Origin of the sequence: Pedobacter sp. (assembly GCF_965249885.1) — a bacterium.
Taxonomy (GTDB): domain Bacteria; phylum Bacteroidota; class Bacteroidia; order Sphingobacteriales; family Sphingobacteriaceae; genus Pedobacter.
On the sequence record NZ_OZ252254.1, the window covers coordinates 956,718 to 980,916 of the forward strand.

Below are 24,199 nucleotides of genomic sequence, written 5' to 3' on the forward strand. Positions count from 1 at the left end.
GCAATTCATTTTTACATATCTATAACATATGATAGATTGTTTTTAAAGATGTTTGAAACCATATTAAAGCTTATATTAGCACAACATGCTAGAGTCATTTTTCCACCACATCAAAAAGTTCACTGATGTTGACGATGTAGAACTTGATGAATTAATTAAGTATTTCGATCTTATTAAAGTGAAGAAAAAAGAACGTTTGCTTATTGAAGGCCAACTTTGTAGAAAAAATTTCTTTGTGCTAAAAGGATGCCTACGAATGTATTTCATAAGAGAAAACGGCATTGAGCAAATTACCCAATTTGCCATTGAAAACTGGTGGATCACCGACAATCTTGCATTTCTACAACAGGAAAAAAGCACTTTTACCATACAAGCCATAGAAGCATCTGAGGTTTTAGCCATCAGCTACGATGCACAGGAAAAAATGCTAAACCAGTTTCCGCAAATGGAAAGATATTTTAGAAAGGTATACGAAAAATCTTTTGCGGCATCGCAAATGCGAATCAAGTTTATTAATGATTATTCAAGAGAAGAGATCTACCTTTATTTTGCAAAAGTTCAACCTGCGTTTTTACAGCGTGTACCACAATATATGTTGGCGTCTTATCTCGGTTTTACACCAGAATATTTAAGTGAGATTAAGAAAAAACATCTTGGAAAGTAACTCACATTTCTCGTCACCCTGAATTCATTTCAGGGTAAGTTAAACCAAACCGATGATGAAATAAATTCAGCATGACGAAAACATAAAATAGCGCAACCTAATTTCTTAAACTGGTTTAAGTTTTCTGAAAAAAACGGTCAATAACTTTGCTTTATCAAATCACAATTAAAAGATTAAAGATGAAAAGAATAGACTTGTTCAGCGTAGAACCAAATGCTTACAAAGCATTAGTACCTCTAGAAACTTATGTACAAAGCGGCGCATTAACAAAACACACAAGGAACTGATTAAAATCAGAGCGTCCCAAATTAATGGCTGCGCTTTTTGTTTGGACATGCACACTAAAGATGCGATGAAATTTGGAGAAACTCCACAACGTATTTTTCTGTTAAATGCCTGGCGTGAAACCGATTTGTTTACCGAGGAAGAAAGAATCATTTTAGAATTGACGGAGCAAATCACGCTAATACACAAAGGTGGCGTAAGTGATGAGCTTTACAGTAAAGCCATCTCCACTTTCGGCGAAAATTATGTGGCGCAAATCATCATTGCTTGCGTAGCCATTAACAGCTGGAATAGAATTGCGATTAGCACCAACAAGGAAATTGCAAAGTAAGAAAAGTACCTAAACCTGTTCAGCTAAGCTTGTTTTAAGCAATAATATTATAACAAGCTTATGCTGACAATGGGTCTTCCTTTGCAGCCAACAACTCTAGATAAATATTGTACATTCTTTTGGCGCTGCCATTAATTTCATGATGCTTTTCAGCTGTCCTTCTAGCATTTTCGCCAATTTCCCTCCATTTGTTAGGCTGTGTGATGCACTTTAAAATAGAACGATAAAATTCATCTGCAGTATCCGCAATCAATATGTCCCTACCGTGCTTGCAGTCGATACCCTCAGCGGCCATTGTGGTAGCGATGATACATTTCTGCATTGCCATTCCTTCAATGATTTTCACCCGCATTCCACTTCCAGACAATAATGGAACGATCATAATCGCTTTACTGTTAATAAAATCGACGGCATCAAATACCTCACCTTCCACTATTAAGTTATCCGAATCGTAATTGAAAAACTGCTTTTGCATATTTTTGCCAGCGATGTAAAATCTTAACTCGCCGCTCAGCTCTTCAATGTCGGGCCAAATTTCATCCAAAAACCACTCCAAGCCTTCTTTATTCGGGCGCCAGTCCATTGCTCCCAAATGAAAGAGCGTAGGAAAACTAGTCTTTGTAGTATCTATTTGATATTTTTCGAAATCGAGCGCCACAGGAAAAACCTCTAACCTAGTTTGGCAACCCAACAAGAGTAGCTTTTGCCGATCAGGTTCACTGATAGCAAACACTTCATGAAAACGATTAACCTGCTCCATTTCGTAAGCTTTTAATCGGCGAGATAAAAACTCCAAATAGGTACGCCTCGGTGTAAAACGTTCACGCAGTGCCAAGCGCTCCCAAACGTCATGTTCTATATGGTGTGCTCGATAAATCAACTTTGCCTTGCTGTATTGCTTTACAATATCTAAATATGGCACAACGAAAAGTCCTTCAAACTGAACAATATCGAATTCTTGTTCTCGCAGCAGGTTTTCTAGTACTTTCTCTGCGTCGTAATCAAAGTATCGTGATACGTTATAAGACTGGTTGGAGAAAATATTTGTGAAGGCATCCCAGACATTTACCTCAATATCGATGGTAAAGGAATGAAAATCTATGGCTTCAAACAGTGGATCGTAAATATCATCCACATCCACATATTGCTTTGAATTGTTTAAACTGAACAACGTAATTTCAGCGCCACAGCCAAGCAAACCCTTAACAGTATTATACACCACTATTGGGTAACCGCTATTTGGCGGAAATGGGACGCTATGGCTCAACAGAAGTACTTTCAAAATCAAAAGTTAAAGTAAGCTGTGGACTGCTAACATTAAATGTTTTGCGATGAAATGGCGAAGGGCCTAAGTTGATGACCGCGTTACGATGAGCGATGGTAGGATAACCTTTGTTCTTTTTCCACTCATATTGTGGGTAATCCAAATCCAAAGTAGCCATATACTCATCCCGGTGTGTTTTAGCCAAAATGGATGCTGCTGCAATGTTCAAATATTTCCCATCACCTTTAACGATACAAGCATGCTTTACATTTTGGTAGGCCTTAAATCTGTTCCCATCAATTACCAAATACTCTGGACGCAAAACAAGCTGATCCAAAGCTCTATGCATGGCCAAAAATGAAGCGTTCAAAATATTAATTCTGTCAATCTCCTCATGATCTACCATGCCAACTGCCCAGGCCAAGGCTTTTTCTTCGATAATTGGTCGCAATTCATCTCTCTGCTTATGCGACAACTGTTTTGAATCTGTTAAGCCCTCAAGGTAAAAATCTTTGGGTAAAATAACTGCAGCAGCTACTACTGGTCCAGCTAAGCAGCCACGACCAGCTTCATCACAGCCAGCCTCAACAAGTTCTATTTGATAACAATTCAACAGCACCTTACAAAAATAACAATACAAAACTTTAAGTCACTAAACTAAATTCATTTAAACCTTAACCTCACAATTATTCAATTGATTTACAATAACATATAAATATTTTATACCTAACTGATACTGATCCCGAACATTCGGAATCGGTATCAGTTTTGAAAGCTAATTATCAATGAATCGAACTTGGGCTTTAAGCAAAATTTTTTAAAATGCATGCGCTACCTAAAGGAAAAATAAGCTAAAATTAGCACTAAACGGAGTTCGTTATTTTTGCCACTATTCCTTGGAAAAGTTATCTTCGTTAAAATAAATCATCAAAATGAAACTAAAAAAATCTATTTTATCGCTACTTGTAATTTTAGTTTATAGTAATTTAAAGGCTCAAGACCAAACTATTACCGTTACTAGCAAAAGTAACCCTGACAGAAGCGTAACATTTACAGCTGAAAAAAAACCGGAAGGCACCTATACGCTGGTTTTAAACTTTAAACAATTGACTAATGCAAACGGCTTTGGCAACTCTACTTTTATAATAAAATATAACAACGACAATTTCTTAACGTTAAATCCTTCTAATAAAGACCAAGGTATAGGACTTTCCTACAGCTATTCTTACATAAGGGGTGAGCTTAACCCAAGAGTTAACCCACTCTTTGTTTACGCACTACCTTATAAAGCGGGCAAAAAAACCAGACCCGTTGAATCTAAGTTTGTGAATGCCACTTATTTTGGCGCTACAACACCGGAAGACTGGAAGGTGTACCACTTTTATAGCGATGGAGCCGACACCGTGACTGCTGTTAGAAAAGGTACGGTTGTAGAAATTAATGATGCTTATGACGAAGACGCGAAGGATTTACGATACACCAGTAAAACAAATAGCATGATTATTGAACATGCTGATGGAACGCTTGCTACTTACAGAGGTTTCAAAAAAGGAATTTTTGTTAAAGAAGGTCAAACTGTTTTTCCTGGCACCGCACTAGGGATAAACTCAATGTCTAATGACAGACACGGCATTTCATTGATGATTACCTACTTAAAATCGGCAGATATTACAACCGCAAGAAGCAACATGAAAGAATCAAAAAGCCTGTACGGGTTTGTCGACCCTTATTTTTGCACCACGGCCAATGCCAATGGTAAGCTAACTAATCAACAATTTTATACTGCAATTCTTCCAGCAGAAATTATCCAAAAAGAAATGAGCAAAAAAGAACTTAAAGCACTGAATAAAAAATAGTGTTCAGTAAGTCTCACGATGTATTTTTTCTGTTGCCCCAACCATAGTTGCTGAGTTGCTTCTCCGAACTATTGGAGCAGGCTATGCCTCGTAATAACGAAAAAACACTCGCAATGCGCACTATTTAGAATTTTTCCAAATAATATAATGATAAACGGATGATGCCGTTAAAGCCGTTTTTTTCGTAAATTCGCTCGATTTAAGATTTTTAACCTTTTAAACAGATTATCAATGGCTTTTGATATAGAAATGATCAAAAAGGTGTACGCAAACTTTGGTAGCCGTGTAGATGCTGCCCGTGAACTAGTTGGTAGACCTTTAACACTTTCAGAAAAGATATTATACGCACACCTTTGGGACGGAAAAGCAAAAAAAGCTTTTAACCGCGGTACGGATTATGTAGACTTTGCACCAGACAGAGTGGCAATGCAAGATGCGACAGCACAAATGGCTTTATTGCAATTTATGCAAGCTGGCAGACCAAAAGTGGCGGTACCTTCTTCTGTACATTGTGATCACTTAATCACTGCCAAATTAGGTGCTGAAATTGACTTACCTCATGCAAAAACTGAAAGTGCCGAAGTTTTCGACTTCCTTTCTTCAGTTTCAAACAAATATGGCATTGGTTTCTGGAAACCAGGTGCAGGTATCATCCACCAAGTAATCTTGGAAAACTATGCTTTCCCTGGCGGTATGATGATTGGTACAGATAGCCACACCGTAAATGCTGGTGGCTTGGGAATGTTAGCTATTGGTGTTGGCGGTGCCGATGCTTGTGATGTAATGGCTGGCCTACCTTGGGAACTAAAATTCCCTAAATTAATTGGTGTGAAGCTAACTGGTAAATTAAACGGTTGGACTTCGGCTAAAGACGTGATTTTAAAAGTAGCTGGTATTTTAACTGTAAAAGGTGGTACTGGTGCTATTGTAGAATATTTTGGTGACGGTGCGATCAACCTAAGCTGTACTGGTAAAGGTACCATCTGTAACATGGGTGCAGAAATTGGTGCTACTACTTCAACCTTTGGTTATGACGAGAGCATGGAGCGCTATTTACGTGCTACCAACCGTGCCGATGTAGCCGATGCTGCAAATGCAGTAAAAGAGCACTTAACTGGCGATGCTGAAGTTTACGCACAACCTGAAAAATACTTCGATCAGTTAATCGAAATTAATTTAGATGAATTAGAGCCTTATTTGAATGGTCCTTTCACACCAGATTTGGCTACTCCAATTTCTCAAATGAAAGAAGTTGCTGCTGCTAACGGCTGGCCAACTAAAGTAGAATGGGGATTAATCGGTTCTTGTACCAACTCTTCTTACGAGGATTTATCTCGTGCTGCTTCTGTTGCTAAACAAGCAATTGCTAAAGGTTTAGGCAAAAAGGCTGAATTTGGTATTAATCCAGGTTCTGAGCAGGTACGCTATACAGCTGATCGTGATGGTTTATTAGACACCTTCACTGATTTAGATGCTACTATTTTCACTAATGCATGCGGACCATGTATTGGTATGTGGGACAGAACAGGTGCCGAAAAACAGGAAAAAAATACTATCGTACACTCGTTTAACCGTAACTTCGCTAAACGTGCTGATGGTAACCCTAATACTTTCGCTTTTGTAACTTCTCCAGAAATTGTAGCTGCTTTAGCTATTGCTGGCGATTTAAGTTTTAATCCACTAACTGATACATTAACCAACGACAAAGGTGAGCAAGTGAAACTTGATGAACCTACTGGATGGGAATTACCAGAAAAAGGATATGCTGTTGAAGATGCTGGTTACCAAGCACCTGCCGCTGATGGCTCAGGTGTAGAAGTAATTGTTTCTCCAACTTCACACCGTTTACAATTGCTTGATCCTTTTGCTGCTTGGGAAGGTACCGACTTAAAAGGCTTGAAGTTATTGATCAAAGCTAAAGGAAAATGTACTACCGACCACATTTCGATGGCTGGTCCATGGTTAAAATTCCGTGGTCACTTGGATAACATCTCTAACAACATGTTAATTGGTGCGGTAAACTATTTTAACGATAGCACCGACAACATCAAAAATCAATTGACTGGCGAGTACGGACCTGTTCCTGCTACGCAACGTGCTTACAAAGCGCAAGGAATTGGTTCAATCGTGGTTGGCGATGAAAACTATGGCGAAGGTTCGTCACGTGAGCACGCTGCGATGGAGCCTCGTCACTTAGGTGTACGTGCTGTATTGGTAAAATCTTTTGCCCGTATCCACGAAACTAACTTGAAAAAACAAGGAATGTTAGGTTTAACATTTGCTGATAAAGATGATTACAACAAAATTCAAGAGGATGATACCATCGATATCTTGGGCTTAACAGAATTTGCTCCTAACAAACCGTTAACTTTGGTATTGCACCATGCTGATGGTTCTTCGGAGCAATTCGAGGTAAACCATAGCTACAATGAACAACAAATTGAGTGGTTCAAAGCTGGTGGCGCATTAAATATCATCAGAAGAGAAGCTGCTGCTAAAGCTGCGCAAGGTTAATAGTCCGCTAGACGGAAAATACCGAAGACAAAAATCCCAATTAGTTTAAACGCTAGTTGGGATTTTTTATTTATAAACACACCGAACCCCGCCATTTTTATTAGAGAGCAATTACTCTGCTACTATTTCCCGAAAGTCTCGCTGTACATTACAACTCCTCGCCTAACGCTTCGCTTCGGCTGCGGGGTTTCCATTTCCATCAAGTCTATTTAAGTTAAGTTAGTATCCATATTCAAAAACTGATCACTACAATACAACATAAAAAGTTGTAGCGTTTACCAGTTAAATTACGTATTCTTCCATATATTTACTTTTTAAATCAAACTAATTATTTCAAATGAAAAAAATCTTTTTAATCGCATTCTCATTCCTGATCTTAACTAACGCTAAGGCACAAGATGCACAAAACACTATCAAAATCAACCCATTAAGTGCTTTGCTAAGAATTGGTTCAATTTTTTACGAAAGAAAACTAAACGAGAACAGTTCAGTACAATTAGGTGTAGCCTATACCGGCTTAAAAATAGACGACACCAAGTTCAGCGGTTTAGCCTTAACGCCAGAATACAGGTACTATTTTAAACAAAAAGTAATTAGTGGACTTTACGCTGCTCCGTTCCTAAGATATCAAAACTACAACGTTACAAGCGGACCTGATGAAGCCACTTATACCTCTTTTGGTGGAGGAGCATTGATAGGTCGCCAATGGGTATACGGTAGTGGGTTTGTACTAGATTTATTTATTGGACCATCTTTTAACAGCGGCAATCTTAAAGTAAAAAGCGGCGGCGAACCAGACATTACTGGTGGCATAGATGGAATTGGCATTAGAACAGGTATAGCGTTAGGTTTCGGTTTTTAACTTCCAAGCCTTCAAAATAATCGTATAAAAATCCCAACTCGTGTAAAGCAAGTTGGGATTTTTCCTTTTACGCACATTGGCGATAACGTAACAAGAACCGAAAAGTATTGCTGATCAAATAGTTTTGGTAACTCCAGCTGTCGCCTCAGCTACAATCCCTCTAGTGCTTCGTCTTCTGTTAAAAACTGATCAATGGCATGAACGTCTTTCTCAAAAACATGCAATTGTACCCCGCTAATCGAAACATCAAATACCGGGTAAACCAATGCGGCATTTTCACCCGTGAGGAAGCACTCAAATCCCGCATCTAACAGGCGTGCTTTCACTATGTTGGCCTCCATGGGATTTTCGAAGGTTTTATAAACTACTATTTTATCTGTCATACTTAATTAAATTCATGTCCACACTTATAACAATGATAGCAACGATTTGCTTTAAAAGGATAAACCGCCATTAATATAGATAGTGTAGCCACCCACCAACTATGCTTATTTTTAGTGGCGATGCCGTAGCTTACGTTGGTTGAGCCACAATTTTCACACGTAATTTTATTTTCCGCTCGCTCAGTTTCAATTTCCGGGACCTCAAGTTCTTCCGCTTCTTGCAGGATCAAGTTAATGCGCTCCATATCTTTTTCAAACACATTAAGCTTTACGCCACCAATTGCCTGATTGTAGAGCGGTTGTATGGTTGCTACATTTTCATCTGTTAAAAAACAGGGAATTTCAGCATCTTCCAATCTAGCTTTTACAATGTTAGCTTCAATAGGATTGTAGAAAGTGCGGTAAACAATAATTTTATCGTCCATACACCTAAATTAGCAATTTACTTCGATAAAAAATCTTGCCACCAATATCCTGACTGTTTGATGGTACGCTGTTGCGTTTTAAAATCATTATGCACTAAACCAAATCGAGCTTGATAACCTTCAGCCCATTCAAAGTTATCCATTAATGTCCACGCTAGATAACCCGTGACGTTAACTCCTTCATTCTTCGCTTTGAGCACTGCGGCTAGATACGCTTCAAAATAAGCTATTCGCTGTTGGTCATCGATTTTACCACCTGTAACTTTATCATGAAAAGCCGCACCGTTTTCAGTTACCATTATATCTTTCACTTGGGGATACGCTGCAAATTGCTTAATGATCCGATAAAAGCTATCGGCGTTGATTTCCCAACCCACGGCCGTGTGTGGAACTTTTCTATTTTTTGCCTTCACCTCCCACGCTTGTAGTATCGGAATAAAAGCGTTGTACCTAATCACTAAGGGAAAGTAATTTTGTATCCCAATGAAATCGAAATCAAACTTCATTCGTTCCTGATGGCGCCAGGTAGAATGGCTTATGGCAAATTTTTCCAGCACTTCCCAATCAGCAGTTGGAAAGCCTAAACCCAACACAGGTTCAAAAAAGAACCTATTCATTAAAGCATCGGTGCGTTTTGCTGCTAAAATATCCTGCGCAGATTGCGTATAGGGAACAACTTCAGAACAGGAAAATGCCGTACCAATTACTGCACTCGAAACTTCTGCTCTTAAAATCTTAGCTCCATCAGCTTGGGCAATAGCGGTATGCAACGCCGCATCAAAAAAATTGTGCACCCCAGTTTGACCGGGCGCATGTACACCTAGCATGTATCCCAAAGAAGTGAAACCAAATGGTTCATTGATCACAATCCATTGTTTTACCTTATCGCCGTACTCCTTTGCACAAAATGCAACATATTCATTAAACCAGCTATTGATTCCAAAGGCCGTCCACCCTCCTTCTTTTGACAATGCTTCCGGTAAATCCCAGTGGTATAAGGTAATCATTGGAACCAAGTTCTGCTTTAGGCATTCATCTATCACACGGTGATAAAAAGCAACACCTTCCGGATTAACGGCCCCGTATCCTAAGGGAAAAATTCGTGCCCAAGCAATGGAAAACCGAAAAACCGTAAAGCCTAAGGTTTTCACTAAGGCAATATCCTCAAGGTAACGATGATAGAAATCACAAGCTAGCGTAGGTTGGTGCCCTTTTTTGATTTTACCGGTCCTTTTTGAAAAGGTATCCCAAATGCTTGGCCCCTTGCCGTAGTCGTTTGCAGCACCTTCTATCTGCGCAGCTGCCGTTGCAACGCCCCATAAAAAATCGCTACCGAAATCGCTACTGTGCATTTGATTCAAATAAAGTGAATAATCTGAACGCGTGGATTAAATCAAAGTTAAGTTATTGTTTTGATTTGACACCTAACAGACCTCAGCTCACTTTACAACAAATTATACACCGCTAGGATATGCAAACAAAACTTAGTTGTTCTAAGGTGTCTACCGTGGTACAATTTCGGACTTTGAGCGCAACTACCCCAAACCAATCTGCTTTAATAAAATTGCTGCATTAAACTTCGTACAAGGGCCTTGTTTAATCAAATAATCGAATTCCATTTCATTAGCTACCAGTTGGATATCAAAATGGAAATTACGCACTGATTGCGGGTGCACCTGCTCCAACTCAGAAAGTTGCAAATCGTGAGTGGCAAAAAGCGTTGGGGTTTTCAAGGCAATCAACTTTTCAATAAAGGCTTTAGAACCGTCGAATTTATCTTTACTGTTGGTTCCACGCAGCATTTCATCTATAAGTACAAACGTGTTAGGCTGCTGTTCAACTTCTGTTAAAATCATTTTTAAACGATTCAACTCGGCTTTAAATGTAGAAGTACTTTCTATTAAGTTATCCTTAATGCGCATATAAGTGAGCAAACGGAAACTAGACAACCTCATATTTTTTGCACAAACAGGAGCTCCTGCATAAGCCAATACCATATTAATACCAACCGTACGCAAGAATGTACTTTTACCAGCCATATTTGAACCAGTAATAATATCAACCGTAGGGCGCTCTTTTAATACAAACGTATTATCTACGCATTTTCCTTCAGCTATCAAAGGATGTCCAAGTTCGTTTGCACTGAAATGAAAACTATCACTGAATTCTGGAAAAACCCAATTCGGGTGGTTATAACTTAAGGTAGCAAAGGAAATCAGTTCCTCAAAATAGCCAATCCTGTCTAAACCTTGTGCAACCTCATTACTAGCAGTTTTGCACCAGTCGCCCAACTTAACACTACACCTTAAATCCCAAAGGAAGAAAAAATTTAACACCGCATACAGGAGAAAATTCAACCTGGCATCAAAAGCTGTAATAATTTTCGACAATGCCTTAATTTGATGGCTTACTTTATCCTTCGACTGAAACAATTGCGTAATATAAGCACTTTGCCAATCATACTGCTCTGTCCAAGCAATAGCATCAGCATAGTTGCTCAGTAAGGTGGAGCTTCCACTAAAACCAAAATAAACAGCATTAACTTGTTTGCTATAAAAATAAGTAAGCATAGCATTTGCAAAAGCAGCCAAGCCAAAAGTGCTCCATAAGTTACCTCCGAAAACCAAACCAGCCAAAAACAACAGCACCATTAAATAAGGTATAAACTTAACATAGGCCCTTAAAAAAGTGTTATCGGTAAATTTAACCTGGGCCAAAAGCTGATTGCTTAATTTCCCTTTAATTTCTTCAATGCGATTCAACTCAGCACCTCTTAAATTAGCTCTAAACGAAAAAGTATCTTCTGCCCTATTCCTCAACTCGGCAATTGCAATTTGTCGCTCAGCAGCCAACTCCGTACTTGTTGGAGTGGCTAAATGCTTGGCTAATTCATCCAATCCTATTTTGGTGGCGCCTCTGTTAATGAGCGCATATAATGATGACCTGCCAAAAATATCCAAATCAGAAGTGTAGGCGTGACTTTCATTTTCAAATTGGGTCCCGTCATCATAGCCATTAGGTTTGCCATTAATCAAATTCACTTCATTGTTAAAAACCCAAAGTAAACTCTGATGGAACTTGAGTTGTTTTTCCAACTTATTTTGTCTTTTAACCACCACAACAAAAACGGCTATTGGCAATGCTAACATCACAGCCCAAAACACGTTCGCAAAACTTCCGGTTGAGCTTACCAAACCCACAAAAAAACCAATTTCCACCAACAATAGTACAAGCCTAAATATTGACAGCTGATCAATATTTTTTTTCAGCACATCGATATGTTTTTGCTGTTGCGAAACAGAATTCTCGTACTGCTTTAATCTATCTAAATCGGGATTTAACATTATATTTGAGGAATTAAGCGGTAAAGATAAAATAAACAACCATTAGATGAAGATTAGCTTGATTGCTGTTGGTAAAACGGAAGATAAATATTTGATTGAAGGAATTGAAAAATACCTGAACAGGTTAAAGCACTACATTGGATTTAACATCAGCATCATTCCTGAATTGAAAAACACTAAGAACCTTACCGAAGCACAACAAAAAAGCAAAGAAGCTGAATTGATTTTGAAGCAACTGAACAATAGCGATGTGCTGGTGTTATTAGATGAGAAAGGCAAAAAATACACTTCGGTTCAATTTTCGCAGTACATCAATAAGCAAATGATTGGCAGTGTACAGCATTTGGTATTTGTAATTGGTGGGCCTTACGGTTTTGATGACAGCGTATATAAGAGGGCAAATTCTAGCGTTTCTTTATCAGATATGACGTTCTCTCACCAAATGGTGCGCTTATTTTTTGTAGAGCAACTTTATAGAGCATTTACCATATTAAAAAACGAACCTTATCATCATGAGTGAAAATTGGCCTCACACACTTTGATAATATAAATTGCTATGAAAATACAAAATCTGTGTATCCGTAGCTAAAACTTATGGAAACCGTAAATTAAAAGCATCAATTTGAAAAAAGGAGGAATTATGAAATTACCTAGCGATTATAAAAGAAACTACCGATTTAAAACAGATACCTCAAAAGAAAAAAAATACATCAACACCATCATTACCGTATCAATCATTGCGGTAATTGCTTGGTATATCTACAAATATTTCATCAAATAAAAAACGCCAATCTTTTGCAGATTGGCGTTTTCCAGTTTAATCTTATTTTTATTAAGCACCTCTTTTAGATGGCATCGTTGCCTTCTTTGCTGGAGCAGCGGTTTTTGCAGTTGGTGCTTTAGCCGCTTTTGCTTTTGGAGCCGCTTTTGGCTTAGCTTCTACCTTTTCCTCTACTTTTGGCGCTTCTTCTTCAGCACCAGGAGCAGCTTCGGTAAACAATGGCATGTCTTTTAAAAAGTTGTACCAGGTTAAAATCTTTTTCATGTCCGAAGCATATACTTTTTCCTGATCGTGGTTAGGGGCAACTTCCTCAAAAAACTTTCTTAACGTATTACCATCAGCTTTTACGTCGGGAATAGCAGTTTTTGTAGCAGCAATATTAGCCAATACATCAGTTAATTTTAGCTCCTCGTCTTCACCGTAAATAGTAATATCTTCCAACGAAGCCAATTTTGTATTTGTTAAATTAGCTACAATTTTAAGCTTTTGCTCGTCTAAACTTTCTAGCACATAACCTGCCTTATTTTGTCCAATTAGTTTGAATAAGCCCGGTCTGCCCGATACAGATACAATTCCTCTTAAGTTCATATATTTTTGCGTATTGAGTAATGCGTATTGCGTAATGCGACATACTCAACTCGCTCTACGCAATACTCTATACTATAATTAATCTTCAATTACTTCTACTGTCAAAATTTTATCACCTTGACGAATATCATCGACAATATCCACATTCTCTACCACTTTACCAAAGCAAGTGTGGTTACGATCCAAATGAGCAGTATTATCTCTACTGTGGCAGATGAAAAACTGCGAACCACCAGTATTTCTTCCAGCATGCGCCATTGAAAGCACACCTCTATCGTGGTATTGATTATCGCCGTCTAATTCGCAATCAATTTTATAACCCGGACCGCCAGTTCCTGGCATACCTGCAGCACCATCTTTTGAATTAGGACAACCGCCCTGAACTACGAAATTAGGAATCACACGGTGAAAAGTAACTCCATCATAAAATCCTTCTTTAGCTAATTTTTTAAAGTTAGCTACGGCTTTTGGAGCATCTTTCTCATAGAACTCCACGGTCATATCGCCTTTTACCGTTTTTATAATCGCTTTACCCATTGTCTATTTTTGTAAAGGTGCAAATTTAAACAAATAAATGAAATGTGATAATGGTTAACAGGATGATGAAATATTAAGAGCTCCTGTCATCCCGAGTTTCGAGGGATCTACTATAATAACCGAAAAGTACACAGAGCGTCTTTGCGTTCTTTGCGAAACCTTTTTTCTCTCTGCGTTAAAAATTAACCACAAAGTACACAGAGTAGCGCAAAGAAGACCTCTAGATTTCAACAAAAAATATCTTAGCGCTCTTTGCGAAGCCTTTTTTCTCTCTGCGTTAAAAATTAACCGCAAAGTACACAGAGTAGCGCAAAGAAGACCTCTAGATTTAAACAAAAAATATCTTAGCGCTCTTTGCGAAGCCTTTTTTCTCTCTGCGTTAAAACAATAAAAAAATCCAGGCATACAACATTTTATTTCTTAACGTTCTTCTTTTAGCTGCTAAATTTTAACTTCGTGTATATGCAAGGCAAAAAATACTTCCTTCTGGTTTTGTTTCTGTTGTTTCAAATCGCAGCAAAGGCAGCTTCCATTCTAATTTACATGGATGAAGGTCAAAAAAACCATTTAAAAGCGTACGGAATTGCCTATTGGTGCATTAAACAACAAGTGGAGGTTGATTGGTTGTTGAACTATCGCGGCGGAAGTTTTCTAGTAAAGCAAGTGAAAGCAATAGAAGATGAACTGAAAATTAGGGGCGTTTCCTACGAAGTGCTTGCCGATGCGAAAGTGAGCAATATCCTTAATGAAATTAGCGATCCAGCGGTAAATATGGAAATGGTAAAATTGGAAAAAGCGCCAAAAATAGCCGTATATTCTCCAAAAAGTAAGTTACCATGGGATGATGCCGTTACACTAGTTTTAACTTACGCAGAAATTCCTTACGATGTAATTTATGATGATGAAATATTAAAAGATAAGTTAACCACTTATGATTGGCTTCATTTACATCACGAGGATTTTACAGGGCAATATGGACGGTTTTGGTCTTCATTCAGGAATGCCTCGTGGTACCAAGAAGATGTAAAGTATCAAGAAGCCGCCGCAAAACGAAATGGATTTAAAAAAGTTTCTGAGATGAAACTAGCTGTAGCCAAGCGAATTAAGGAGTTCTGTACTGGCGGTGGATTTTTATTCGCCATGTGTTCCGGAACGGACAGTTTCGATATTGCATTAGCTGCAGAAGGTGTAGACATCTTAGAAAGTATGTTCGACGGTGACGGTATGGACGCCAATGCACAGTCAAAACTAGATTATCAAAAAGCAGTAGCATTCAGTAATTTCAAACTGGATCTAAATCCTTACAATTACGAATTTTCTGATATTGATGTTACGCAAACTCGTACCAATTTTAACGAAAGCAACGACTATTTCACTCTATTTGATTTCTCTGCCAAGTGGGATCTAGTGCCTACCATGCTTACCCAAAACCACGAAAAAGTAATTAAGGGTTTTATGGGACAAACTACAGCATTCCGCAAAAGCTTAGTAAAACCAAGCATCACGGTGCTGGGTGAAAATAAGGCAGGAGCCGAAGTGCGCTATCTTCATGGAGAAATTGGCAAAGGCCAGTTTAGTTTTTACGGTGGCCATGATCCAGAAGATTATCAACACCAAGTAAATGACCCACCTACCGACTTAAGTTTACATCCAACATCTCCAGGATATAGATTGATTTTGAACAATGTATTGTTCCCCGCAGCTAAGAAAAAACCGCAAAAGACATAAAATGGATTTTTTAGATTTATTGGGAGAGCGGTTAATTTTTTTCGGAACAAATACGAATGGACAAAAAATAAAAGCTCCTAAATTTTTAATGTTTTTTTTTAATTTTCTAACCGCTATTGCTGTAATTTGGCTGGTATTTGAATTGAAATCAATTACGTTTAATGCATCATCAGTTTTATTTGCGGTAATTTTTGGCTTGGTTGGTATTGCTATTGCTTTTTTGATAATGTATTTAATATGGCGACTGAAATGGGTCTATTTATTCACTACACATACCGCTTTTACTATCATCATCCCAATAGTGCTACTTACCATTTGCTGCGCAAGTAGCCTAAGCAATCGCCATCAAAATTTGCGTTCTAAATCTGTAACTACAGAAAATCACCATAGCGCTAATTAAAACTGTATGTTTTTGTAAACACACTGTTACAATCATATCTACTGCTATAATTTCTTAAAACACAAAATAAGATACTGATAACCAGTTAAATAATTTCAAACGCTCCTCTAACAGCATTTTGCAATGGCATAGCTTTTGGTTTTAAACTTGTGTTGAAAATGGTTTCAACGCAAATAAGAAAATCATGAAAAAGATCATATTATTAGGAAGCGCTCTATTATTGTCAACATCAGCTTTATTTGCTCAAACTACCATGAGCGGCAATGATGCTCGTATTGGGATTAAAGCTGGAGTAAACTTAAGCACCATGCATTTTAGCGATTTTGGTGATGCCAAGAGTTTGAATGATGCTACCAAACAAAATGTGGGTTATAATTTTACCGTTTTTGGTGATTTTGGAGTAGGTAACAACTTCTTTATCCAACCTGGTGTATCACTACAAAATAAAGGTACCAAGTTTGAAGGAACATTTGCCGGAATAACTGGCGAGCAAACGATTAATATTATGACTATTGAGGTGCCTGTAAATGCTGTACTGAGAATTCCTACGGGACAGTCGGGAGCATTTCAACTTAGTGCAGGACCTTACATTGGCTTTAACGTTGATGGAAAAAGCAAAACCAAAATCACCAATGGTACAAGTACAGGAACTACAGAGGAAAGCTTGAAATTTGGAAGTAAAGCTGACGACGATTTCTCAAGTACCGATTTTGGAGCAAACTTTGGCGTAGGCTATCGCTTAAATAATGGCTTCATGCTAGGCGCAAACTACGGCATGGGTTTAACGAATATGTTTCCAAAAAATGCTAGAAGCGATGACGGTAAAGCTAACAACCGAGTTTGGGGATTTAGCTTAGGTTATTCATTCTAAGGTCTATCATAAAAACAACTCATCGTATGGCCAGTTTCCTTCGGGAGACTGGCTTTTTTAATGCGCTTAAATCCACTAAATTTGAAAATGGAAATTATTACTTTAGACAATGGTATTGGACAATTGATCTCAACGGATGCCGTAATCAATAGTGTGGAAGACGGCACAGATTTGGTTGGCAACGCATACTTTCAAGGCGTTAACAAATTAATCATTGATGAGAAACAACTTACTCCCCGCTTTTTTGACCTAAGTACAAAACTTGCTGGAGAGATATTGCAAAAATTCTCCAACTACCAAATTAAATTAGCTATAGTAGGCGATCTTAAGAAATTTGAAAGCAATAGCTTGAAAGACTTTATTTTCGAGAGCAATAAAGCGGGCCAAATTAATTTCGTAAATTCAACTTTAGAAGCAATTAGTGCTTTAAATCGTTAAACCAAACTAAACCTTATGAAAATTATTTTAAGAAACGTTTTAGCTATTATTACTGGGCTACTAATTGGCAGCATTGTAAATATGGGCATCATCTTAATGAGCGGAAATTTCATAACACCACCGGCAGGTGTTGACATGACAACCGAAGAAGGCTTGAAAGCTGGAATGCACCTGCTTGAGCCTAAACATTTTATCTTCCCGTTTTTAGCACATGCACTGGGTACATTTGTAGGAGCCTATCTGGCTGCCAGAATAGCCACTAAAAAATTGTTTTTCGCAATAATTATTGGTATTGTATTTCTAAGTGGTGGCATTTGGATGGTGGTTGTACTACCTTCACCAATTTGGTTTACATTAATTGATTTGTTAGGTGCCTACCTTCCAGTTGCTTATTTCGCTGGAAAAGTTGCTGAATAAATTAATCAACAGTGCACTAGAGAGACCCCTTAGGTAAAAATCTTTACGTTTTTAATCGTAAAAATTCCAAGTCAGACCCAAGGTAAGCAACCTGTCTGGCATTGGATAACGGTTAACGGTGTAATATCCTCTACTAAATAAACCTTGGTTAACATACTGGTATTTCGCAAAAATATTTGCCCTACGTAAGCCGGCTTTTATCCAAACATCGGCGACTGGTTTTGAGCCGAAAGTAACATCACTTCCATTGTAAAACTGACTAGCTGCCGGAGAATATGACCTCGCTAAATAGGTGTCATTGTAAAAAACATCAAATCCGATCTGTGTTTTTAATGCTTTAAAAAAAGTTTGATCCTTGTAAACACTGGCAAAAACATAAATTTCAGGCGTACGCAGAATATTTTTGGCATCAGTTTTTTGGTAAACGCCGTAAGCATTGGCATGGAAACTACCTTTATCGAACTGCTTTCCAACTTTAATTTGCAGCAAGCTAATTTCACTGCCATATTGCGTAGGCACAATTGCGTTTACTACACTAGGAGAGTTAACGAAATATAAATAATTGCTAATGAGGTAGTAAGAAGCACTTGCATCTAATTTTAAAAATTGGTTAAGGTAGGCAAACGTAAAATTGGTAGTTTTTGTTCTTGATAAGTCACTACGTTTATCCCAATCATAGTGGTTGCCGTAATACCGATTGTAGATTTCTTCAGGTGATTTGTTTTGCGTATAAGCACTCATCACAATTTTACCTGCTTTACTACTAAGCATAAAATTGCTGTTGGCTTCATAAAGGTAATCTCCAGCATTCAAACCCTGAAAAATTTGCTGTACGTTTAAATTTACATCTACCTTATTACTAAATCTGTAGCCTAACACCCCGAGTAAGGTTGTATTTTGAGCTGAAAAGTTTCGTTTGTAATAGGCACTTCCGTCTTCCTGAAGAACTTGCTGTCTAAAATTATAAAAATCGTGTCTTACACCCGCATCTACCTTTAACTCATTTTTAATAAAAGAACTTTGTTTAGCCCTTAAAAAAAAGCTGTAGATAAACTCGTTCTGTATGTGTTTTACGTTGGTTGTATCGTTGGTGAAAGTTAAGCTTGCTTTAGGAACTGGAAGTACATTGTAAGCGTCTTCTTCGTTTTTCTTGAAGCTGTATGAGCTGTTATCGTAAACAAAAGTGTAGGTAACTTTATTAGTAGGAAGTATGTTTTGATTAGCACTATTTACAGTACTATCGATGCGACCGACAAAATAACTTTGCCTAATCATAATAGAGTTATCACGATACAACTGCCTAGCGGTCCTAAAACGCGTTGGCTCAGCTTCTTTCGTCACTAAATTATCTCCCTGTAGGGTAAAAATAATATCATCCTTTAATATTGATCCATTTTCTTCAGCTTTAAGCGTGTTGAAAACAGCATCTACCCATATATTATACCGCTTATTTTTAGTTTGATACCAGGTAAATAATGCACCATTCAAATCGTCGCCGCGTTGGTGCGCATAAAATCCGTTGGCCCCAATACGATTAAAGTTAGCGCCGAAGTTCCAATTTGGTTTGATGTTTTGAGAGTGGATGATTTTTAACAACTGTACATTATCACCTGCACTAATGTAAGACAAGCTCGTAAACGGGGATCTCGCCCTGTAAAACTTGGTATCATCATGGGTAAATCTATAATAATCCAGAGAGTGAAATCCTGCATCAAAACCAATTGTTTTAACCGGCGTAAAAAGCAGTGGAGCAGCAGCCAAGCCAACTAGTCCGGTACCAACGGTTGGAGTACGGGGCTGCGCAATTGGACTAAAATTTTGTATGCCAGTTAAGGTGGTATCGATAGGTAAAGTTTGTATGCTATCTTTCGTTAATTTACGGGTAGTATAGCGCACATATTTAGAGGTAAAAATCACCGAGTCGCGACCTTGCTCCTCTTTTTTACGTAACGAATCCAGCTCTTTATTACCCGCTATAGAGGTTTTTAAATCTTGTCCAAAAGCATCAGCAACCGACAAAATATAACAACAAAGCAGGGCAAGTAATATTTTATACATTATAACGTGGAAATAAGCTGACTTAAAATTTGCGTCATTTTCGGTTCTGCCTTAGCTGCAGTTTCAATAATTTCTTCCAAACTAACCGGCTTCAAATCTTCAGGGAAACCTTCGTCCGTTAAAACAGAAATGGCAAAAACAGGCATACCCATGTGGTTAGCAACAATCACTTCCGGAACGGTACTCATACCTACAGCATCACCGCCTATAATTCGTAAGTATTTATATTCTGCTTTAGTTTCCAAGTTTGGCCCAGTTACAGATACGTAAACGCCCTGATGACAGGTAATTTGCTGCTCTTCGGCAATTTGTAGTCCTTTCGCAGTTAATTCCTTATGATAAGGCTGACTCATATCTGGAAAACGAGGACCGAAATCTTCATTGTTCAATCCCCTTAACGGACTTTCAGGCTGTAAGTTAATATGATCTGTAATGATCATCAAATCGCCTTTTTTGAACGATGGATTTAAAGATCCCGCAGCATTTGAAACAAAAAGATACTGGATACCAAGTAATTTCATTACCCGAATCGGAAAAGTAATTTGCTGCATGCTATAGCCTTCGTAGTAATGAAAACGGCCCTGCATGGCAACTACTTTTTTCCCTTTCAACGTTCCGAAAATCAACTTTCCCGAGTGAAACTCTAAGGTAGAAATTGGAAAATTCGGGATACTGGAATACATGATGTTGTGAGCTATCTCAATCTCGTTCACTAGTCCGCCCAAGCCAGTACCTAAAACTATCCCCACTTCTGGCTTAAAATCGCCTATTTTATTTTTAATATACTTTATTGATTCATTTAGCGCTTGCAACATATTCTAATATTTTTTGGTCAAACTTTGCCTGCTCAGCAGCGTTAATTTCAATGTTGATAGGCAAATAATATACTGGCAAATTTAACAGTAAATCTTTTAATTTAGCATCTAATAACCGTTGTCCATCTTTTTCGGTGGTCACAATTATCTTTTGGCCTGCCGGATGCTCTTCAAACGCTTTAATAAGCGCTTTTATTTCCTGTTCAGTGAAACGATGATGATCTGGGTACTCGAAGTGGTGTAATATAACTTCCTTTGAAGTGAGATACTGGCACAACGGAACAGGATTGGCAATACCAGTGAGTAAAAACACTTCCTGTTTTTTTTGAAGTTCAACCTGATTTTCACTATAAAGCGCCTGCAAATTTTGATAGCCGATATGCGAAAAAGCTAAATTTTGATCTCCTGACAACTTCAATTTTTTTAAAAACCTGTTTAGTGAGTTTTCGTCGATTACTTTAGGCGATTTGGTGACGAGTACCGTTTGAGCCCTATTGACCCCGGAAAAAGTTTCTCGTAAATTTCCGGCAGGCAGCAACATTTGCCAGTTGCACAATTTATCAAATTCAAAAAGTAAAATATTGAAACCAGCTTTTACTTTGCGGTGCTGGTAGGCATCGTCCAGTAAAATTACCTCATGCGTGTCTTTGAGCTTTTTAATTCCGGTAACTCTATCTTCGCAAACTGCTACCGTAATATCTTTAAATTTTCGATAATACTGCATAGGTTCATCGCCGATGGTTTCAGCGCTGGCATGCTCATCAGCCAAAATAAAACCTTTAGTTACTCTACCATAGCCTCTGCTTAAAATGGCCACTTTATAATTTCGCAACAATCTCACTAAATATTCTGTGGTTGGAGTTTTGCCAGATCCGCCTACTGCCAAGTTACCGATGCAAATGATAGGCATATCGAAGCTTGTTGATTTGAAGACTCCCCAATCATAAAGTTGATTGCGTACAAAAATCACCAAGGCATATACCAAGTTAAAGGGCAATAAAAGAAGGCGTAGGTATTTTAGCATCAGTCTTCAAAAATAGCTATAATATTCAGCAATACCTTCAACTAAACCAAACGTATCATCTAGATAAAACCATGCTAAACAATATTAGGGTAAAAAAACCCGTTTGGTAAAAAGAAATGTATGATTATATTTACAACGCAGTTGTTGAGAAAAATGCCTAACAAGTTAGTAATTAAGGCGAACCAACAAGGCGACAACCAAACTAATAAACCGAACAAATCTAATTTAATAATGCATAACGCCGAAGCAAAATGCTTTAACCAAGCTGCTGCTGAAAATTTTGCAAAAGTTAAGCCTTCCTACTTTCTATTACCAGTGGGTTTGCTAATAGCCATTGCATTTTTTTTGTACAGTGAAGATGCGCTAAACATCGATTCTTATAGGCAAATACAAAAAAGTGCTTTTTATTACATCAATGCAAAGTTATCTCAATTTCCAAACCTCGAGTTTAATCTTACGCAATTAGGGGACGCTTTGGTGCTGCTCTCGTTTCTCACCATTTTAATTATTCGCCGACCTAAAATTTGGGAGCACTTAATTACTTCGTCACTGGTATCGCTGCTGATTACTTTTGTATTGAAAACCTTTTTTTTGGTTCCCAGGCCTGCCGCTACTTTTAACAATAGCAGCTTTACCATTATTGGAGATACACTCACCTGCAATAATAGCCTCCCATCCGGACACACTATCACGATATTTACCACGCTCACTGTTTTAATGTTTGGCTTTATGCCTAAAGCTTTAAAAAACAGAATTTTATGGTGCGTTTTCATTGTAACAGCTGGCTTCTTCATTGCATTGAGCAGAGTTGCTGTGGGTGCACATTATCCACTTGATGTGCTTATTGGTAGTATTGTTGGCTATATTTGCGGCATAACAGGAATTTTAGTATGCCAGAAATACAATATTTGGGGTTGGATATGCGAAAGAAAGTACTACCCATTTTTCATTGGTTTATTTTTGATTTGCTGTTTTGTACTTATCACAAAAATCACCAGTAATAATCTTTTTATTTTTTACCTATCCATCGTAAGTTTAGCTTTTTCCTCCTATGTTTTTACAAAAGCTTGTATCAAAAGATAAAATCAAATTAATCCATTTCGTATTAGTTATCAGTGGCCTTAATTTTATTTTATTTCATCTTCCATTTTTTACCTTCGTTTTCAATAACCTCGATTATAAAAGCTTCACTGGCATTAGTATCATTACCTCATTAGTAATATTGATGCTAGTGTTAAATGCTTTTGTGTTTTATTTGATTTATTCGGCTTCAACCATAGCAGGCAAGTTTTTAACTGTACTTTTTTTCCTTGTCAATTCGGTTGCAGTATATTTCGTGAATAGCTACAATGTTATTATTGATGAAAGCATGGTGGGCAATGTGCTTAACACAAACTACGCGGAATCAAGTAGTTTTTTCTCCTTTAAGCTGATTTTATATATTGTATTTTTCGGCATTCTGCCCTCTGTTTTTGTGATTAAAGCACAGATTGTAAAGGACACGCTCAAAAAATTCCTTACCAAAGCATCATTAACTCTATTATTTATTGCAGTTTTCATTTTTGCCAACGCAAGTAATTGGCTTTGGATTGATAAATATTCGAAGCAATTAGGCGGCTTGGCCATGCCTTGGTCTTACACAGTAAACCTGTGCCGGTTCTATATCCACAAGGCTCAGGAGAACAAAGAAGAAATTCTGCTGCCGAATGCCACCATTACAAATAACGAAAAATCAGTAGTGGTTTTGGTAATTGGCGAGTCAGCTAGAAGCGAAAATTTCTCCCTTTACGGATATAAGAAAAACACCAATCCTTACCTTTCTACAACGGAAAATTTACATACGTTCAAAGCAACATCATGCGCTACTTATACTACAGCTGGTGTGAAATGTATTTTGGAACATACCGAAAGCGGCGATTTGTATGAAATTTTACCCAACTACTTATATAGAAATAATGTTGACGTAATTTGGCGTACAACCAATTGGGGCGAACCACCTGTGCACATCAAAAATTATCAAACCAAAGAAATGTTAGATAAAGATTGTAAAGGTGATGGCTGTAATTATGATGAGGTGCTTATAACAAACTTAAAGCAACAAATTTTAGCGAGCACCAAAAGTAAGATTTTAATTGTGCTGCACACATCTACCAGCCATGGACCAACTTACAGCAAAAAATACCCTGCTAACTTTGAAACCTTTAAACCAGTTTGCAACAGTGTAGAGCTAGGCAACTGTTCGCAAACGGAACTTGTAAATGCATACGACAATACTATTGTTTACACTGATTACATTTTACACCGTATTATTGAGGATTTACAGCAACTTAAAGACTATAAAAGTGCGATGATTTTTGTTTCGGACCATGGCGAATCTTTAGGAGAAAAAAACCTCTACATGCATGGACTTCCGATGAGTATTGCGCCTAACGAACAATTCGATATTCCTTTTATTGTTTGGACTTCCAAAGATTCGAAGCAACTTAAGCCTATCAATACAGCTTCTCAACACCACGTATTCCATAGTGTACTGAATCTCCTTGATATTAAAAGTCCTGTTTACAACGAGCAATTGAGCATTTTTAAATAAGTGATGATACCGACGGCTTTTACA

25 protein-coding genes are annotated in these 24,199 nt (G+C 37.8%); 14 read left to right on the top strand and 11 right to left on the bottom strand.

Features of this window, described 5'->3' with window-relative positions:
* Positions 1-85: 85 nt before the first annotated feature.
* Complete coding sequence (locus tag ACY2A0_RS04050) at positions 86-664, top strand: Crp/Fnr family transcriptional regulator (protein ID WP_461788287.1); 579 nt, start codon at positions 86-88, stop codon at positions 662-664.
* A 307-nt stretch (positions 665-971) separates the two neighbouring features.
* Complete coding sequence (locus ACY2A0_RS04055) at positions 972-1,280, top strand: carboxymuconolactone decarboxylase family protein (RefSeq protein ID WP_461791032.1); 309 nt, start codon at positions 972-974, stop codon at positions 1,278-1,280.
* A 58-nt stretch (positions 1,281-1,338) separates the two neighbouring features.
* Here the strand turns inward: ACY2A0_RS04055 and ACY2A0_RS04060 are convergent, their stop codons facing one another.
* Together ACY2A0_RS04060 and ACY2A0_RS04065 are read right to left on the bottom strand one after the other, a co-directional pair.
* Positions 1,339-2,562 (bottom strand): glycosyltransferase family 4 protein, encoded by a 1,224-nt coding sequence (locus tag ACY2A0_RS04060; RefSeq protein ID WP_461788288.1) that lies wholly within the window; start codon positions 2,560-2,562, stop codon positions 1,339-1,341.
* Complete coding sequence (locus tag ACY2A0_RS04065) at positions 2,537-3,163, bottom strand: ribonuclease HII (RefSeq protein ID WP_461788289.1); 627 nt, start codon at positions 3,161-3,163, stop codon at positions 2,537-2,539. The genes ACY2A0_RS04060 and ACY2A0_RS04065 overlap by 26 nt, the downstream gene beginning before the upstream one ends.
* 313 nt (positions 3,164-3,476) lie before the next feature.
* Here ACY2A0_RS04065 and ACY2A0_RS04070 point away from each other — a divergent pair, with 313 nt between their 5' ends.
* From ACY2A0_RS04070 to ACY2A0_RS04080, 3 genes are all read left to right on the top strand, one after another.
* Positions 3,477-4,400, top strand: coding sequence for a hypothetical protein (locus tag ACY2A0_RS04070; RefSeq protein WP_461788290.1), 924 nt, complete (start codon positions 3,477-3,479; stop codon positions 4,398-4,400).
* Positions 4,401-4,631: 231 nt separating this feature from the next.
* On the top strand, positions 4,632-6,914 hold the full coding sequence (locus tag ACY2A0_RS04075) for an aconitate hydratase (RefSeq protein ID WP_461788291.1): 2,283 nt from the start codon (positions 4,632-4,634) through the stop codon (positions 6,912-6,914).
* Between the two features lie 337 nt (positions 6,915-7,251).
* Entirely contained in the window at positions 7,252-7,776 is a 525-nt protein-coding gene (locus ACY2A0_RS04080) for a DUF3575 domain-containing protein (RefSeq protein WP_461788292.1), read from the top strand.
* Positions 7,777-7,925: 149 nt separating this feature from the next.
* On the opposite strand, the gene ACY2A0_RS04085 is transcribed toward ACY2A0_RS04080, so the two are convergent.
* The 4 genes from ACY2A0_RS04085 to ACY2A0_RS04100 form a co-directional block, all read right to left on the bottom strand.
* Positions 7,926-8,159, bottom strand: coding sequence for a putative signal transducing protein (locus ACY2A0_RS04085; protein ID WP_461788293.1), 234 nt, complete (start codon positions 8,157-8,159; stop codon positions 7,926-7,928).
* A gap of 2 nt (positions 8,160-8,161) precedes the next feature.
* Positions 8,162-8,584: a putative signal transducing protein gene (locus tag ACY2A0_RS04090; RefSeq protein WP_461788294.1), complete on the bottom strand. Its 423-nt coding sequence runs from the start codon at positions 8,582-8,584 to the stop codon at positions 8,162-8,164.
* A 17-nt stretch (positions 8,585-8,601) separates the two neighbouring features.
* Positions 8,602-9,936, bottom strand: coding sequence for a GH1 family beta-glucosidase (locus tag ACY2A0_RS04095; protein WP_461788295.1), 1,335 nt, complete (start codon positions 9,934-9,936; stop codon positions 8,602-8,604).
* 183 nt (positions 9,937-10,119) lie between these two features.
* Entirely contained in the window at positions 10,120-11,928 is a 1,809-nt protein-coding gene (locus ACY2A0_RS04100) for a MutS-related protein (protein ID WP_461788296.1), read from the bottom strand.
* A gap of 46 nt (positions 11,929-11,974) precedes the next feature.
* Between ACY2A0_RS04100 and rlmH the strand changes: the two genes are divergently transcribed.
* A complete protein-coding gene (gene rlmH / locus ACY2A0_RS04105) occupies positions 11,975-12,448 on the top strand; it encodes a 23S rRNA (pseudouridine(1915)-N(3))-methyltransferase RlmH (protein WP_461788297.1) in 474 nt (157 codons plus the stop codon).
* Positions 12,449-12,550: 102 nt separating this feature from the next.
* Positions 12,551-12,709 (top strand): hypothetical protein, encoded by a 159-nt coding sequence (locus ACY2A0_RS04110; RefSeq protein ID WP_461788298.1) that lies wholly within the window; start codon positions 12,551-12,553, stop codon positions 12,707-12,709.
* A 51-nt stretch (positions 12,710-12,760) separates the two neighbouring features.
* Here ACY2A0_RS04110 and ACY2A0_RS04115 read toward each other — a convergent pair whose 3' ends face one another.
* Together ACY2A0_RS04115 and ACY2A0_RS04120 are read right to left on the bottom strand one after the other, a co-directional pair.
* Positions 12,761-13,297: a DUF5606 family protein gene (locus tag ACY2A0_RS04115; protein WP_427532701.1), complete on the bottom strand. Its 537-nt coding sequence runs from the start codon at positions 13,295-13,297 to the stop codon at positions 12,761-12,763.
* Between the two features lie 78 nt (positions 13,298-13,375).
* Positions 13,376-13,834 (bottom strand): peptidylprolyl isomerase, encoded by a 459-nt coding sequence (locus ACY2A0_RS04120; protein ID WP_461788299.1) that lies wholly within the window; start codon positions 13,832-13,834, stop codon positions 13,376-13,378.
* Between the two features lie 543 nt (positions 13,835-14,377).
* On the opposite strand from ACY2A0_RS04120, the gene ACY2A0_RS04125 reads away from it, so the two are divergent.
* The 5 genes from ACY2A0_RS04125 (at position 14,378) to ACY2A0_RS04145 (ending at position 17,688) form a co-directional block, all read left to right on the top strand.
* On the top strand, positions 14,378-15,562 hold the full coding sequence (locus ACY2A0_RS04125; protein WP_461791033.1) for an asparagine synthetase B: 1,185 nt from the start codon (positions 14,378-14,380) through the stop codon (positions 15,560-15,562).
* A gap of 1 nt (position 15,563) precedes the next feature.
* Entirely contained in the window at positions 15,564-15,962 is a 399-nt protein-coding gene (locus ACY2A0_RS04130) for a hypothetical protein (RefSeq protein ID WP_461788300.1), read from the top strand.
* Between the two features lie 184 nt (positions 15,963-16,146).
* Entirely contained in the window at positions 16,147-16,833 is a 687-nt protein-coding gene (locus ACY2A0_RS04135; RefSeq protein WP_461788301.1) for a porin family protein, read from the top strand.
* Between the two features lie 87 nt (positions 16,834-16,920).
* A complete protein-coding gene (locus ACY2A0_RS04140) occupies positions 16,921-17,271 on the top strand; it encodes a DUF4180 domain-containing protein (RefSeq protein ID WP_461788302.1) in 351 nt (116 codons plus the stop codon).
* Positions 17,272-17,286: 15 nt separating this feature from the next.
* Positions 17,287-17,688: a hypothetical protein gene (locus tag ACY2A0_RS04145; protein WP_461788303.1), complete on the top strand. Its 402-nt coding sequence runs from the start codon at positions 17,287-17,289 to the stop codon at positions 17,686-17,688.
* A 51-nt stretch (positions 17,689-17,739) separates the two neighbouring features.
* Here ACY2A0_RS04145 and ACY2A0_RS04150 read toward each other — a convergent pair whose 3' ends face one another.
* Genes ACY2A0_RS04150 through lpxK form a run of 3 tightly spaced genes read right to left on the bottom strand, consistent with a single transcriptional unit; the run spans position 17,740 to position 21,585 of the window.
* The gene (locus tag ACY2A0_RS04150; RefSeq protein WP_461788304.1) at positions 17,740-19,746 is read right to left on the bottom strand and encodes a putative porin; all 2,007 of its coding nucleotides are present in this window, start codon (positions 19,744-19,746) and stop codon (positions 17,740-17,742) included.
* Positions 19,746-20,561 carry a purine-nucleoside phosphorylase gene (locus ACY2A0_RS04155; RefSeq protein ID WP_461788305.1) on the bottom strand — a complete coding sequence of 272 codons (816 nt, stop codon included), beginning with the start codon at positions 20,559-20,561 and terminating at the stop codon, positions 19,746-19,748. The genes ACY2A0_RS04150 and ACY2A0_RS04155 overlap by 1 nt, the downstream gene beginning before the upstream one ends.
* Entirely contained in the window at positions 20,542-21,585 is a 1,044-nt protein-coding gene (gene lpxK / locus ACY2A0_RS04160; RefSeq protein ID WP_461788306.1) for a tetraacyldisaccharide 4'-kinase, read from the bottom strand. The genes ACY2A0_RS04155 and lpxK overlap by 20 nt, the downstream gene beginning before the upstream one ends.
* A gap of 120 nt (positions 21,586-21,705) precedes the next feature.
* On the opposite strand from lpxK, the gene ACY2A0_RS04165 reads away from it, so the two are divergent.
* Both ACY2A0_RS04165 and eptA read left to right on the top strand, forming a co-directional pair.
* The gene (locus ACY2A0_RS04165; RefSeq protein WP_461788307.1) at positions 21,706-22,668 is read left to right on the top strand and encodes a phosphatase PAP2 family protein; all 963 of its coding nucleotides are present in this window, start codon (positions 21,706-21,708) and stop codon (positions 22,666-22,668) included.
* On the top strand, positions 22,637-24,175 hold the full coding sequence (eptA, locus tag ACY2A0_RS04170) for a phosphoethanolamine--lipid A transferase EptA (RefSeq protein ID WP_461791270.1): 1,539 nt from the start codon (positions 22,637-22,639) through the stop codon (positions 24,173-24,175). The genes ACY2A0_RS04165 and eptA overlap by 32 nt, the downstream gene beginning before the upstream one ends.
* Positions 24,176-24,199: the final 24 nt, after the last annotated feature.